The 13,566-nt window shown below is 65.2% G+C and carries 13 protein-coding genes; 4 read left to right on the top strand and 9 right to left on the bottom strand.

Annotation, left to right across the window (positions count from 1 at the left end; translation table 11 throughout):
- The first annotated feature begins 73 nt into the window (after positions 1-73).
- The 3 genes from AC07ZH_RS14340 (at position 74) to AC07ZH_RS14350 (ending at position 3,670) form a co-directional block, all read left to right on the top strand.
- The gene (locus tag AC07ZH_RS14340; protein ID WP_495200311.1) at positions 74-484 is read left to right on the top strand and encodes a hypothetical protein; all 411 of its coding nucleotides are present in this window, start codon (positions 74-76) and stop codon (positions 482-484) included.
- Between the two features lie 131 nt (positions 485-615).
- On the top strand, positions 616-2,340 hold the full coding sequence (locus AC07ZH_RS14345; protein ID WP_495200312.1) for a DUF4384 domain-containing protein: 1,725 nt from the start codon (positions 616-618) through the stop codon (positions 2,338-2,340).
- A gap of 94 nt (positions 2,341-2,434) precedes the next feature.
- Complete coding sequence (locus AC07ZH_RS14350) at positions 2,435-3,670, top strand: tetratricopeptide repeat protein (RefSeq protein ID WP_495200313.1); 1,236 nt, start codon at positions 2,435-2,437, stop codon at positions 3,668-3,670.
- Positions 3,671-4,115: 445 nt separating this feature from the next.
- Here the strand turns inward: AC07ZH_RS14350 and AC07ZH_RS14355 are convergent, their stop codons facing one another.
- The 9 genes from AC07ZH_RS14355 to AC07ZH_RS14395 form a co-directional block, all read right to left on the bottom strand.
- Complete coding sequence (locus tag AC07ZH_RS14355; protein WP_495200314.1) at positions 4,116-5,534, bottom strand: MFS transporter; 1,419 nt, start codon at positions 5,532-5,534, stop codon at positions 4,116-4,118.
- A 137-nt stretch (positions 5,535-5,671) separates the two neighbouring features.
- A complete protein-coding gene (locus tag AC07ZH_RS14360; protein ID WP_495200315.1) occupies positions 5,672-6,217 on the bottom strand; it encodes a methylated-DNA--[protein]-cysteine S-methyltransferase in 546 nt (181 codons plus the stop codon).
- A gap of 66 nt (positions 6,218-6,283) precedes the next feature.
- Positions 6,284-7,189 (bottom strand): SDR family oxidoreductase, encoded by a 906-nt coding sequence (locus AC07ZH_RS14365; protein ID WP_119107582.1) that lies wholly within the window; start codon positions 7,187-7,189, stop codon positions 6,284-6,286.
- Positions 7,186-8,124, bottom strand: coding sequence for a glutathione S-transferase family protein (locus AC07ZH_RS14370; protein WP_119107581.1), 939 nt, complete (start codon positions 8,122-8,124; stop codon positions 7,186-7,188). The genes AC07ZH_RS14365 and AC07ZH_RS14370 overlap by 4 nt, the downstream gene beginning before the upstream one ends.
- Positions 8,121-8,603, bottom strand: coding sequence for a GNAT family N-acetyltransferase (locus tag AC07ZH_RS14375; protein ID WP_495200316.1), 483 nt, complete (start codon positions 8,601-8,603; stop codon positions 8,121-8,123). The genes AC07ZH_RS14370 and AC07ZH_RS14375 overlap by 4 nt, the downstream gene beginning before the upstream one ends.
- Positions 8,604-8,619: 16 nt before the next feature.
- Entirely contained in the window at positions 8,620-9,636 is a 1,017-nt protein-coding gene (locus tag AC07ZH_RS14380) for an NADP-dependent oxidoreductase (RefSeq protein ID WP_119107579.1), read from the bottom strand.
- Positions 9,637-9,749: 113 nt separating this feature from the next.
- Positions 9,750-10,181 carry a PaaI family thioesterase gene (locus tag AC07ZH_RS14385; RefSeq protein ID WP_495200317.1) on the bottom strand — a complete coding sequence of 144 codons (432 nt, stop codon included), beginning with the start codon at positions 10,179-10,181 and terminating at the stop codon, positions 9,750-9,752.
- Positions 10,182-10,317: 136 nt separating this feature from the next.
- Entirely contained in the window at positions 10,318-11,109 is a 792-nt protein-coding gene (locus AC07ZH_RS14390) for an SDR family oxidoreductase (RefSeq protein WP_495200318.1), read from the bottom strand.
- A 167-nt stretch (positions 11,110-11,276) separates the two neighbouring features.
- Positions 11,277-12,431 carry an acyltransferase family protein gene (locus tag AC07ZH_RS14395; RefSeq protein WP_495200319.1) on the bottom strand — a complete coding sequence of 385 codons (1,155 nt, stop codon included), beginning with the start codon at positions 12,429-12,431 and terminating at the stop codon, positions 11,277-11,279.
- Between the two features lie 235 nt (positions 12,432-12,666).
- On the opposite strand from AC07ZH_RS14395, the gene AC07ZH_RS14400 reads away from it, so the two are divergent.
- Positions 12,667-13,560, top strand: a complete 894-nt coding sequence (locus AC07ZH_RS14400) for a putative selenate ABC transporter substrate-binding protein (protein ID WP_495200320.1) — start codon at positions 12,667-12,669, stop codon at positions 13,558-13,560.
- The last annotated feature ends 6 nt before the right edge of the window (positions 13,561-13,566 follow it).

The raw sequence follows: 13,566 nt of genomic DNA on the forward strand, positions 1-13,566 counted from the left end.
TGTTGCCACAGGCTTTGGTCGGCTAAAGCTGACCAAAGCCGTTTTTCCAACGGGTAACACCAGGAGAACAGCCATGAAACGCAATTCCACAAGTACGATGGGCAAACTCATCGTGGCCATGCTGGCCGGCGCAGCCACTTGCGCCCTGGCGGCACCGGGTGAAGATCCCGTGCACATCACCGGCAAGGTCAGTTACCTGCAAATGCCCACGGCGCCACGGTCCATATCGAGTGGCATCGTTTACAAAACCGGCATGCCGGATGACGCCAAAGCCAAGATCGCGCACTACGTCGCCAAGTCCTTCTCGGCAAATACCGAAGGCATCCAGACCGAAAAGGACGTGGTGTCGAGTGTTCAGACCAACAGCATGGGGGGCGTCACCTGCGTGCAGACGCTGCAACCCAGTGCGCCCAGTGTCGGTGCCACCATGGGTGAAGACCAGGTGGTCGTGGTCCGAGGTGACCTGGTCAACATTTGCAGGTGACCTGTACGCGAGAGCCGACAGGCAGCAACCCGATCTGGGTTCTTGCCAGTTTTTTTGGGGCTGTGGTTGACGAAACTCCGCCCGGAGTTGCTTTCGCAATAGAAGAACGAGATCGACACAAGGGGAAGGTTATGACCAAGCGCAACGCAACCTCAGGGTCCGAGCATCACCCAGCGCCCGCGGCGTGCAACTGGCTGGCGGCCACCATGACTGCTGCCGTCTTGCTGGCGGGCTGCGCCACGCCTCTGGATGCGCGCAAGGACACCGAATACCAGTCGCACGCCTCGGTAGCCGACCGCCCGGTGGTGCGCCCGGTGCGATCTGTCTCGAGTTTTTCCGAATCGCTGGTCTGCATGGACCGAATGCTGCGTGAGGCGCAGTTGCCCACCACGCTGATCACCAGCAAGCAATTTATCGATTTCTCTGGCAAGGTGCCCGTGGCGACGAAGGAGATGATCACCACCTCGCTGTCACAGATGTCGCGTCTGAGCAATGCCTTTCGCTTCGTCGACTTCGAGGTCGATATCGCGCGTCAGGACACGGTGCAGAACCTCACGACCATTCTTCTCAACAACAACCAGATGCAGTTGCAGCGCCCAGCGCTGTATGTGTCAGGTGCGATTGCCTTTGTCGACCAGAGCGTCATCAACAACACCATGGACGCGGGCGTGTCGGGCCCGCGTGTTGACCTTGGCTACAGCCGCTCGCGCAGCGCCACGATCATCGGTCTGGAGGTCCATCTGGGGGACTTTCGCACACGCACCCTCATCCCTGGCATCGATTCCGCAAACGAGGTCGTGACCGGCAGCGGCGGCGAGGGACTTGACGTGGGGGGCCGCATTGGCACCTACGGGGTCAAGTTCAACGTCGGACACGACTATGCCGTCGGCACCGGCGCCGCGATGCGCACCCTGGTCGATCTGGCGATGATTGAAGTCGTTGGCAAGTGGGCTCGCGTTCCCTATTGGCAATGCCTGACCCTGGATCAGGCAAATCCGCACTTTCAGCGGACGATGCAAGAGTGGTACAGCGAAAGTGGCCCTGATGGGCAATTCAATCTGGTCAAGGCCTCGCTAGTCAGCCAGGGCTATCTGCCGCGCGAATCGGAAAACCTTTCGACCAACCACCCCCTCATGCGCCGTGCGCTGGCCAGATTTCAGGCCGACCGGCGTTTGACGGTAAGCGGCATCGTCGACTTTCCGACTTACGAGGCGGCACTGAACCACTTCGTGACGCTGGATGAGGCGGGCGCACTCACTCGCATCGGCTGGAACAGCAGCGGACCCGAGGCGGTAGCCGTTGCAGACGGCGCAACCGCGCCTGCGATTGGGTTGACCACCGCCAAACCCTGGAGCATCGACTTGCAGGTCGAAAACCCGCAGCCGGCCGGCGAGCGGCCCGCATTCACTGTAGGCGAGCAGGTCTTCCTGTCGGCCACCGTCTCGCGCGCCTCGCACCTCTACTGCTACTACGCCGACAGCGCCGGGGCGGTGATGCGATTGCTGCCCAACGGACTGCAACCGAGTTCGCTGGTTTCGGCCAATGAGGCCATCCGTATTCCGGACTGGATGGCACCCAACCCCGGTTTCATCCTGGAGGCTGGCAGACCCGGAACCGAAGGCGTGATCTGCATCGCCACGCAAGAAGACGCCGCGCCCAAGCTACCCACCGACATGCAAGTGCCCGCGCTCACTGTGATGAATGGCGTGCGGGGAACGCAAGGCGTGTTGGAGCGTTTTGCCGCGGTAACCGGAGAAAACGGCCAGGTTTCGCAAGCGATTCAGTGGGTCGTGCAGCCACGCCGGCCCTCACCGCCGCCGACCGCGGCGGTGCCCCAACGCCCTGCAAGGCAATAACATGAACAGAGCCGCCACAGGTTCGGCACCATTCGGCCCGCGGCTTTGAATCGCGCAGCCGACTGAGCCGTATCCCCAGGAAACCGAGCCTCGTATGAACCCCTGCGACATCACGAGACTTGCGTCCTTGCTGCTGGTGGTGCTGGCCTCCGCAGCGCCGAGCGCAAGCGCCACCGCGCGCACGCGGGCCACCGTCATCGCCCAGTTGCAAATGCCCAAGCCTACCCAGGAGCACATTGAGGCGGAGCCTGCCCCAGTGCCGCACATTGAATCGGCACCGGCAACGGTGCCACGAATCGACACCAGGCCTGGCGACGATCAGCCAAGCATTGTCGCCCCAGCGGTCACGAAGGACTCGCTTGCCCTACGCGACACGCAGCAGGCGCAAGCGGTGGATCGTGAGCTGCGGCGCTTGCTGCGCACCGCCGAGGCGCCACGCACGATCGGCAGCACCCCGCAGTCGGCCCAGGCAGCCTGGACGCTGGGCTTGATTTACCTGCACGGCGCGGGCGTTCGGCGCGACACGGCACTGGCGCAGCGCTGGTTCGAGCAGGCGGCGCGCTTCGGGCGCGAGCCCTGGGCCTACGCCGGGCTGGCCTGGTGCTACCTCGAAGGCTGCGCGGGGCCGCCCGACCCGGCGGCTGCGGAGCGCGCCATCGAGCGGCTGCGCCCGCGCCACCCCGCGCGCGCCGACTTTCTGCAGTGGGTGCTGAGCATGCGCCAGGCGCCGCTGCAGGTGGCCAAGTCCGGGGTGAATCAGGATCAGGTGCTGGAGCTGCCAGACCGCCCGCTGCTCGAGAAAGCCGCTGCGGCTGGCGACATGCACGCCAACATCGAGCTGGGCATGGACGCCGTGACCAACGAGCGCTTCGAGCAGGCCGAGCAGTACTTTCGCCGCGCCGGCCCCCAGTCGCAGGCTGCACGAGCCAACTTGCAGCAGTTGGCAGCACGCGACAGCAGCCCGATCCAGGCACAACAGAAGTTGCCGCTCAGCGAAAGCGCCGAAGAGGCACTGATGACCGCGCGCAAGTACCACCGGGGCCAGGGCGTTCCGTCGAATTTCACCGAGGCGATTCGGTTTTATCGGCTGGCCGATCAGCGCGGCAGTGTGCAAGCACGGCGCATTCTGGCCTTGATCTATTCCAGGCCCGCTCCCGGTGGCGGCATCGACCCGGGCTGGATGCAGCAGCTGGCCTATGTGGACGTCGGCACGACGATTCCCACCATGGGGGTACTTGGCACCACGCACCTGCTGCACCGCGAGCCGACCCCCCTGTACGACTTGATGCCGGTGTTCTGGCGCGATCAATTGACCCAGGTCGGACGCTAAGAACGTGTTTACGATCTCCCAGGGGCCGCGCAGCGGTCTTTGCGGGATGGGATGCAAGGCGCGGTGGGCGGCCAATAGCCCCGCTATTGGCAAGCGCCGCAACGCCGCAGGCCGCCCGCAAAGACCACTGCCCAAAGGGTTGGAGCGAAATCGGGCAATTGGACGCCCCGGCTGCTTGCATGGGCATGAGCCCATGCGGCGCATCCGAAGCATCCACTCATCCCGATTGCGCTCCAACGCGGCCCCTGCGAGATCGTAAACACGTTCTAAGAACTGCACCGCTGAGCAGCCCGCGAGGCTGAAGCCACCTGAAGGTTGGACGGCCAGATCGTTCAAGCCGCCCGCAACTGCCGCAGCAACTTGGTGCCCACCTCAGGCGCCTGGAAAAACGACTCCGCTGGGTTCTTCATCGCGACGATGTTCTGCATGCTTCGGCAGACTATTTTCACTCTCGATTCTTGTGCATCGCGGCGACGCGCCGGGAACTGGTGAACGCGGCCGCCAGCGCGAGGCCACCCGCCACCACCAGGGCCATCTTCTCACCCCGACCCGTACTGGGCGGCCATGCGGTAAACAGCGCGGCCAGCAGCACGGCGCCGCCGGTCTGCCCCGTCAGCCGCGCGGTTCCCAGCATGCCGCTGGCCGCGCCGCTGCGGTGCAAGGGCGCCGACGTGACGATGGTGTGGTTGTTCGGCGACTGAAACAGTGCAAAGCCCGCCCCGCACACCGCCAAGCGCCAGGCGATGTTCAGGTCGCCCGGGCTGACAGGCAGCGCTGCGAGCAGCCACAGGCCAGAGGCAAAAATCACCATGCCAATGCCACCGAGCAAGCCATCGGGGTAGCGGCCAATCAACCGTCCCGAAATGGGCGCGACCGCCGCGATGGCGAGTGGCCAGCAGGTGATGAGCAAGCCGGCGCGCAGCGGCGTGCGGCCATAGCTCTCCAGCAGCAGGAACGGCAGGCACAAATAGGCCAGCATCTGCGCGCCAAATGCGCCCACCGAGGACGCCATGGAGAGCGCAAAGACACGGTTGCGCAGCAAGTCCACCGGAAACAAGGGCGCCGCCAGGTGCCACTGCCTGCGCAGGTACACCCAACCCACCACTCCCCCCGCAGCGAGCAGCGCCAGACCGGTGAGCGGCAAGCCGCTGGCGCCCACACTGCTGTGCATGCCCAGGCGCTCGCCACCCAGAAAGACCAGGGTAAACATGAGAATGTTCAGCCCCACGTCCAGCATGGCCGGCCGTGGGGCTCGGCTGGCCACCACGTTGCGCGGCAGGGACTTGCGCCCCATCCACAGCGTCAGCGCGCCCAGCGGCAGGTTCAGGGCAAACAACCACGGCCAGGTCGCCACCGACAGGATGCCCGCCGCCACCGTTGGCCCGGCCACCGCCGAGAGCGCCACCACCATCGAATTGATGGCCATGCCGCGCCCGAGCAGGCTGCGCGGGTAAATGAGCCGCACCATGGCGGCGTTCACGCTCATGATGCCGGCGGCGCCCAAGCCCTGGAGCGCACGCGCCGCAATCAGCGCCGGCAGAGACGTCGCCACCATGGCAAAAATCGACGACACGGCAAACAGCGCCATGCCCACCAGGTACACGCGCCGGTAGCCCATGCGGTCGCCCAGCGAGGCCAGCGGCAGCAGCATGACCAGGGTGGCGATCTGGTAGGCATTGACCACCCAGACCGCGCTGGCCGCGCTGGCATGCAGTTCCCGCGCAATGCCGGGCAGCGCCAGGTTGACGATGCTGCCATCGAGCACCGCCATCGTCAGCCCCAGGATGATGACCAGCATGGCGCGGCTGCGCTCGGGCTGGGGCAGGCCGTCTTGCGGCGCGGGGGCAACGGCGGAGGGACTCATGCGGCGAGGCCCTGCGTGCGAACGTTCAAAAGCAAAAATGGCATGGGCACGATTGTCGTGATTTGCGCCCCATCACACGGGTGCACAGTGGCAGCCCTCACGCTTGCAAGTGCCATTGCGCCAGACGATTGCGCGCGTCAAAAAAGTTGGCCACTTGCACCGTCGGGCACTGCGCCCTCGGCTGCCAGCATGCGCAGCTTGGTTGCCGCGCCGCCATGCGCAGAAAACCCGCCTGGCCGCTGGCCTGCCGCCAAAATGCGGTGGCAGGGCACCACCGGAGCGAACGGGTTGAATCCCAGCGCCTGGCCCACGGCGCGGGCCAGGTGCTTGCCACCCAAATCCGCCGCCAACTCACCGTAGGTGCGCGTCTGGCCTGGCGGAATGGCACAGGCCAGGGCGTAGACACGGCGCTGGAAGTCGGTCAAGCCGCTCATGTCGAGCACGATGCCACTCATATCGTGTGGCTCGCCAGCCAGCAAGGCGGCAATCTGGCCAATCGCTGAAAGCACCTCGGGTGGCGGTGCCGCCTCGGGCAGCGGGCCGGTGTAGCGCAGCAGGCGCGCGCGGGTGCCCGCGTCATCCTGCTCGGGCAATTGCACGCCGCAAATGCCACGTGGCCCCCAGGCAATGCCGCAGGGGCCGATGGCAGTACCGAACAAGGCGTGGCCTGCGGGTGCGTTCATCACTACATCTTTAATAGCTGCTCACGCTTTCCTGATAAGCGCTGGAGGCCGATTTTGCTTCAAAAATCAACCCGCCCGCAGTTGCGCACGCAGCTGCTGGCCCAGCTCGGGCTTGTCGGCAAAGGGGTCGGTGGGGTTGCGCGCCTGCACTACGTCTTCCATCCGCGTCTGCACCGAGGCCAGCGCCTTGGGGTGGCTGAAGATGTAGAACTGCCCGCTGGCGACGGCGTCAAACACCTTGTGCGCCACTTCGGCAGCGGTGACCTTGCCGCTGCCCACGGCCTTGTCGCTCATCGCCTGGCCGATGATTTGGCTTTGCGTGGGCTTGTCGGCTGCCAGGGTGGCGGGCCGGTTGCGGTGGCTCTGGCTGATGCCGGTGGGCACGAAAAACGGGCACAGCAGGCTGGCGCCCACCTGGTCCGTCACCAGCGACAAATCCTGGTAGAGCGTCTCGGTCAGGCTCACCACGGCGTGCTTGCTGACGTTGTAGATGCCCATATTGGGCGGCGCCAGAAGCCCCGCCATGCTGGCGGTGTTGACGATATGCCCGCGCCACGCCGCATCCTGCTTGGCGGCGGCCAGCATCATGGGGGTGAACAGGCGCACGCCATGGATCACGCCCCAGAGGTTCACGCCCAGCACCCAGTTCCAATCGGCCACCGAGTTTTCCCACACCAGGCCGCCCGCGCCCACGCCGGCGTTGTTGAAGACGAAGTGCGGCGCGCCAAAGCGCTCTTGCACGGCCTGGGCGAGCTGCTCCATTTGCGCCGCATCGGACACATCCACACGCCGCGCCAGCACCTGGCAGCCGGCCGCGATGGCCTCGGATTCGGCGGCGTCAAGGGCGTCCTGCTGCACATCGACCAATACCAGGTTCATGCCGCGCTGCATGCCAATGCGCGCGCACTCCAAGCCGAAACCAGAACCAGCGCCTGTCAGAACGGCGGTCTTGCCTGCGAAGTCTTCAATCATGTGTCTGCCTTTTTAAGTACATAGCCGATACGCGGGAAATGGACATGCACCGTGCCGGCGCGCGGATCGGTTCGGCGCAGGGTGTAGTGCGTGCGGCTGGCCGCCAGCAGCGTGCCTTGCGTCGCCTCGGTGCCAAAGCTCTCGGGGGTCACGGTGACTTCGCTGCCCAGCGCAATGCCGTGCTCGTCCTGGAAGATTTCGTTTGTCAGCGGCAGGGGCTCGGCGTTGGCCGCCACGGTGATCGCGTCCTGCGCGCTGAATTTTTCCATGCGGCCGTGGCCGAGGGCCGCCACGCGGTCCATCCATTCGAGCACGGCGGGCACATGGTCGAATACGTTGGCCACGGTCGGCGTGCAAAGGCGGGTGAACCACAGCGCATGGTAGGCCGCGAAGTCCGCCACGCAGGGCTCGGCGCCAAAAAGGAAGTCGTGCTCTTCCACCATGTGCGCGATGCGCCGCAGGTAAGAGCGGTAGGCGGGAGCCGCATCTTGCGTGCGCAAGCGCGTCATGTTCACGTTCATGGCCTTGCGGTCTTCGGCAAAGGCGGCGCCGGCTTCGGGTGTCAGCTTGGCAAACAGTGCCGCAATGCCCTTGGGCTGCATGTTCCAGGCCATGGAGGTCCAGAACAGCGTGCTGTCGGCCCACTGGGCAAAGATGCGCGAGACGCCCTTGAGGTGCGGCGGGAACAAGGCGGGTTCCGGCTGGCGGTGCTCCAGCACCTCGCAGATCAGGCTGGTGTCGCAGTAGATGTCGGCGCCAATCTGCAGCACCGGCGTGCGCCGGTAGCCACCCGTCAGCGCCACCACGTCGGGTTTGGGCATGACGCTGGGGATGATGACGGACTTCCAGGGCAGTTGCTTGAAACCCAGCACGAGGCGGACTTTCTCGGCAAACGGCGACGAGGGGTAATGGTGCAGGATGAGTTCCGTGCTCATGGTGTCTCCTTGGCAAGCGCTGGCTCCGCGGGGCGCAGCATCTCAATATGCGGAATGTCGTCTTCCAGGTAGGGCGCGCCCACCGGCACAAAGCCCAGCCCGCCATAAAAGCCTTGCAGATGCGCCTGCGCACTGATGCGCACCGCCCTGCCCGGCCACGCTTTGGCGCAGCGCGCCAGGCCCTCGGCCACCAGCACACGGCCCAGACCCTGGCCGCGTGCCTCGGGGGCGGTGACCACACGGCCAATGGAGGGCTCGGCAAACTTGGCGCCAGGGTCCACCACGCGCAGGCAGGCCTGGAGTTGGCCCGCGGCGTCGTAGCCCAGCAGGTGCCATGCCTGCCTGTCGGCGGCATCGGGGTCCTGGTACGGGCCTTGCTCAAGAATGAACACCCGGCAGCGCAGGGCCAGCGCGTCGTGCAGGGCGTGCACGCCCAGGTCATCGAAGCGTTTGCAGGTCCAGTGCACGGCGGTGGGCATGGCTCGACGCGGGTGTTCAGACCAGCTTGACGACCTGTTTGCCGAAGTTCTTGCCCTTGAGCAGACCCAAAAATGCCTCGGGCGCGGCGGCAATGCCCTGGGCCACGCTCTCGCGCGGGCGCAGCTTGCCGGTCGCCACGAGCTGGCCCAGCTCGGTCAGCGCCTCGGGCCAGACTTCCATGTGCTCGCTGACGATGAAGCCTTCGAGCTTGAGTCGGTTCACCAGAATCAGCGCCGGGTGCGCCATGGGCAGCGGCGCGCCGTCGTAGCCGGCGATCATGCCGCACAGGGCAATGCGGCCAAAGGCGTTCATGCGTTGCATGACGGCGTCCATGATCCAGCCGCCCACGTTCTCGAAGTAGCCGTCGATGCCCTTGGGGCAGGCTTCTTTCAGCGCCTGACCCATGGCCTTGCCGTCGCTGTGCTGCTTGTAGTCGATGCAGGCGTCAAAGTGCAGCTCGTCCACGGCGTATTGGCATTTGTCAGGGCCACCGGCAATGCCCACCACGCGGCAGCCGCGCGCCTTGGCGAGGGCGGCAAAGGCGCTGCCCACCGCGCCGGTGGCGGCGCTGACCACGACGGTGTCGCCCTCTTTCGGCGCGATGATTTTCACCAGGCCGTACCAGGCCGTCACGCCGGGCATGCCGACGGCGCCCAGGTAATGCGACAGCGGCACGTGGGTCGTGTCCACCTTCTTCAAGGAGCCGGGCTGGTTGGCGTCGACCACGCTGTATTCCTGCCAGCCGCCAAAGCCCACCACCTTGTCGCCCACGGCGAACTTGGGGCTGCGGCTCTCGACCACTTCGCCCACGGTGCCGCCCTGCATCACCTCGCCCAGCGGCTGCGGCTGGGCGTAGCTCTTGGCGTCGTTCATGCGGCCACGCATGTAGGGGTCCAAACTCAAATAGTGGTGGCGCACCAGGACCTGGCCGTCCTGCAAGGCAGGCGTGTCGGTCGCGACGAGCTTGAAGTTGCTGGCCACGGCCTCGCCCTGGGGACGGTTGTCGAGAAGAATTTGCTGGTTGCGGGGCATGGAAGACTCCTGATAAGGATGGAGAAACTACTGTTTTGATAGCTGCTTACGCAGATCCATCAAGCGCTAGAGGCCAATTTGACCTGAAATTTCAATCTGGTGCAGACGTGCCGTCAATCGGTGGCGATGGCACGCAGCTCGTTCACGCTGCCCGGCCCGACTGGCAGGCGCCGCACGTACTTGAAGGTCCCGGTGGCGTGGGTGCACGGCCGGCCCTTGGCGTCAAAAACCGTCGCTTCGGTAAATGCCAGTGTGGCCGTGCGGTGGATCAAGCGGCCCTTGGCAACCAGTGGGCCTTGCGCCGCCTGCATGAAGCTGGTCTTCATTTCGATGGTGACCACGCCCATTTCGGGCGCAACGCTGCGCGCCGCCGTCGCCATGGTCACGTCCAGCAGCGTCATCGAAGCGCCGCCGTGCGTGACGCCAAACGAGTTGAGGTGCTCCGGCCGCGCCTCGTAATGCAGCTCGGATTCGCCGTCCTGCATGCGCACCATGGCAAAGCCCAGCAACTCGACGAAAGGGATTTCAACGCCAAAATCAAGCAAGATTCGTCCTCAAAATTGCAGCGGCCAAAACTGGCGCGTCATCAGCCAGCGGCCACCGTGCAAGGGCCGCCCCGAAGAGCGGATGCCTGCGGCGGGAGAACCGAGGCGCGCAGCGCCTCAGGGGATTGAACACGATTCAGCCTCCGACCAGGGCGCTCACGCCGCCGTCCACCGCAAGGTGCTGACCCGTGATGTGTTTGCTGGCATCCGACGCAAACAGCGCGCACAGGCCTTTCAAATCCTCGTCATCGCCCAGACGGCCCAGCGGCGCATGGGCCTTGAGGTTCTCTTCGCCCAGCGTCTTGAGCAGACCCGCGGTCATCTTGCTCGGGAAGAAACCCGGGCAGATGGCGTTGACGCGGATGCCGTACTTGCCCCATTCACCCGCCAGCGTGCGCGTGAAGTTGATCACCGCTGCCTTGGAGGTGTTGTAGGCAATGGTGTTCATGCCCTGCGGGTTGCCGCCCAGCCCGGCAATGGACGCCACGTTGATGATGCTGCCGCGTTGGCGCGCAATCATGCTGTGCTTGGCGATGTGCTGGCTCAGGATGAAATAGCCGCGCACGTTGAGGTTCATCACCTTGTCCCAAGCCTCCAGCGGGTGGTCCTCGGCCGGTGCGCCCCAGGTGGCGCCGGCGTTGTTCACCAGGATGTCGATGTCGCCCATGCGCTCCATCGTCTCGCTCGCCAGGCGGTGGATTTCGGCTTCCTGCGCGCAATCGGCGGCAATCCAGCGGGCGTCGATGCCGGCCGCCTGCAGTTCGGCAGTGGCGGCCTCCAGGTCGGCGGCCTTGCGCGAGCTGAGCATGATTTTGGCCCCGGCTTCACCCAAGGCATGGGCCATTTGCAAGCCCAGGCCGCGTGAGCCGCCGGTGACGAGGGCCGTCTTTCCGGTCAGGTCAAAGAGTTGCTGGATGGTGCGGGTCATAGGGGGGTCTCCTGGGAAGTTCTGGCGTTCGTGGTGCTGGCCGGGCTGGCCCAGCAATCGAGAAGCATTCCATTCTGCGACTTTGCGCCCCTGCGCACTGTCGCGCTGGCGATTGAAGCGCGCAGTGGGGGGCTCAGTGCGTGCTTCAACCCCGCACGACAGCCTTCTTAACGCGGCGCCTGGACCCACACCTGGCGCGCGCGGCGCCCGGCTTGGGGGGCGCCCCGCCATCGCGCAGCAGCCTGACCCAGGCCCGGCGCGGCCCTGCCGGCATCGCCCTGTCCGCCTTTGCGATCGCGGTAGCGCAAGGCCCAGCGCTCGATGGTATGCAACGAGAGCGCGGCCAGGGCGGTCGAGATCGCCAGCGTGAGGACGACCACCACCGGCCAGGAGAAATCGGCGCGCAAATAGCGCACTACGGGGTAGTGCCACAAATAGACGCCGTACGACAGCGTGCCGAGCTTCACCAGCGTGGGGGCGCTCAGCATCTCGTACACCAGACCCGAACGCTGCTGCGCGGCCACGAGCAGCACCATGGTGGCCAGCTCCACCACCGTGATGCCCCAGACCATGGCGCCCTGGTTGTCCCAGCCGAGCTCCATCAACAAGGGCACGGCCAAGGGCAGCCACATGGCCCGCGGGAGGTGTTGGTGCAGCCAATGCACGAACGCCGGGCGTTCGTGCACAAGCGCCGCCAGCAAGCTGCCCGCCAGCAAACCGGAAACGCGGGTGTCGAAGCGGAAAAAGATCTCGTAGAACTGCTGGCCGTGCACCACCCACAGCAGCCGCCACAGCCAACTCAGCAGGTAGAGAAGCGCTATCGGCCGCCAGACCTTCGTTGGCGGGGAAAACCGCACCAGCAGCATCAGCAGCGGCGGCCAGACGAGGTAGAAATGCTCTTCCACCGACAGCGACCACATGTGCAGCAGCGTGCCGGGGCTGTCAAAGAAGGCGATGCCGTAGTCGGCCAGGTAGGCGAGAGACACCAACGCATCCTGGTACACATCGCCAAGACCAGGCCAGAGCAGCGGCGCTACCAGACAGTAGGTGCCTAGAAACAGGGCCAGCGCGGGCATCAGGCGCAGGAACCTGCGCCAGTAAAACCGTGCGTAATCGATGCGCCCGTGGTCCTGGCGCTCCAGCAAGAGCAGCGACGTAATGAGAAACCCGCTCAATACAAAAAACAGATCCACGCCCAGAAACGCGCCATCAAACAGCGGCACGTGCGCGTGCGACAGGACCACCAGCAGGATGGCGACACCGCGCAGCCCATCCAGGGCGGGGTTGTAGCCCAGCGTGAAGTTTCTTGTTGCCAAATCCATGCGCCTTTCTCGAATTCCGGTCATGACTCAGGGTTTTTACCGATGGAGCCGGATTCTAGGGGCGCACCGCTGGGGCGGCGTAACAAAAAGGCATGGGCCGGCGCGGCGCTGGGACATTTCCGCGAGAATGCACGGGCGCGGCGTGCATGCCGCGCCCAACTTTTGGCTCCTCGGGAGCCTTTTTAAACCGCCGTGACTCCGCACGGTGGTGGCTGCTTTCAAACCGGACTTTGCCATGACCTTTACCCCTGCGCGCCGCTCGGCGCTCAAGCAGGCGCTGCTGTGCTGCGCCGCCCTCACCACCCTTGCGTCCACCCTGACCTGCCTGCCTGCGGCTGCCGCCGACAAGGTGCTGCGCGTCTCCGCCATTCCGGACGAAGCCCCCACGGAGCTGCAACGCAAGTTCGCGCCGCTGGGCGAGTACCTGGCCGCGAAGACCGGCATGAAGGTGGTGTTCACCCCTGTGTCCGACTACGCCGCCGTGGTCGAATCGCTCGCCACGGGCAAGCTGGACCTGGCCTGGCTGGGGGGCTTCACGTATGTGCAGGCGAAAATTCGCACCCATGGCACGGCGATTCCCATCGTGCAGCGCGAGGAAGATGCGCGCTTCACCTCCAAGTTCATCACCGCCGACCCCGCCATCAAGACCCTTGCCGACCTCAAGGGCAAGAGCTTTGCGTTTGGCGCGCCCTCGTCCACCTCGGGCAGCCTGATGCCGCGCTTCTATTTGCAGCAGGCCGGGCTGAACCCGGAGAACGACTTCAAGAACGTCGCCTTCTCGGGCGCGCACGACGCAACCGCGGCCTTTGTGGCCTCGGGCAAGGTCGAAGCCGGGGTGCTCAATGCCTCGGTGTGGGACAAGCTGGTCGAGCAAAAGAAGGTGGACACCAGCAAGGTGCATGTCTTTGCCACCACGCCGCCCTACTTTGATTACAACTGGACGGTGCGCGGCGACCTCGACCCGGCGCTGATCCAGAAGCTCAAGGACGCCTTCCTCCAGCTCGACCCGGCCAACCCGCAGCAAAAGGACATCCTGGCGCTGCAACGGGCCTCGCGCTTCATCCCGACGCGTGCGGAGAACTACGATGGCATCGAAAAGGCGGCCCGCTCGGCCGGCTTGCTGAAGTAAACCCTG

It is taken from the genome of Simplicispira sp. GW247-4R2A (genome assembly GCF_059424465.1).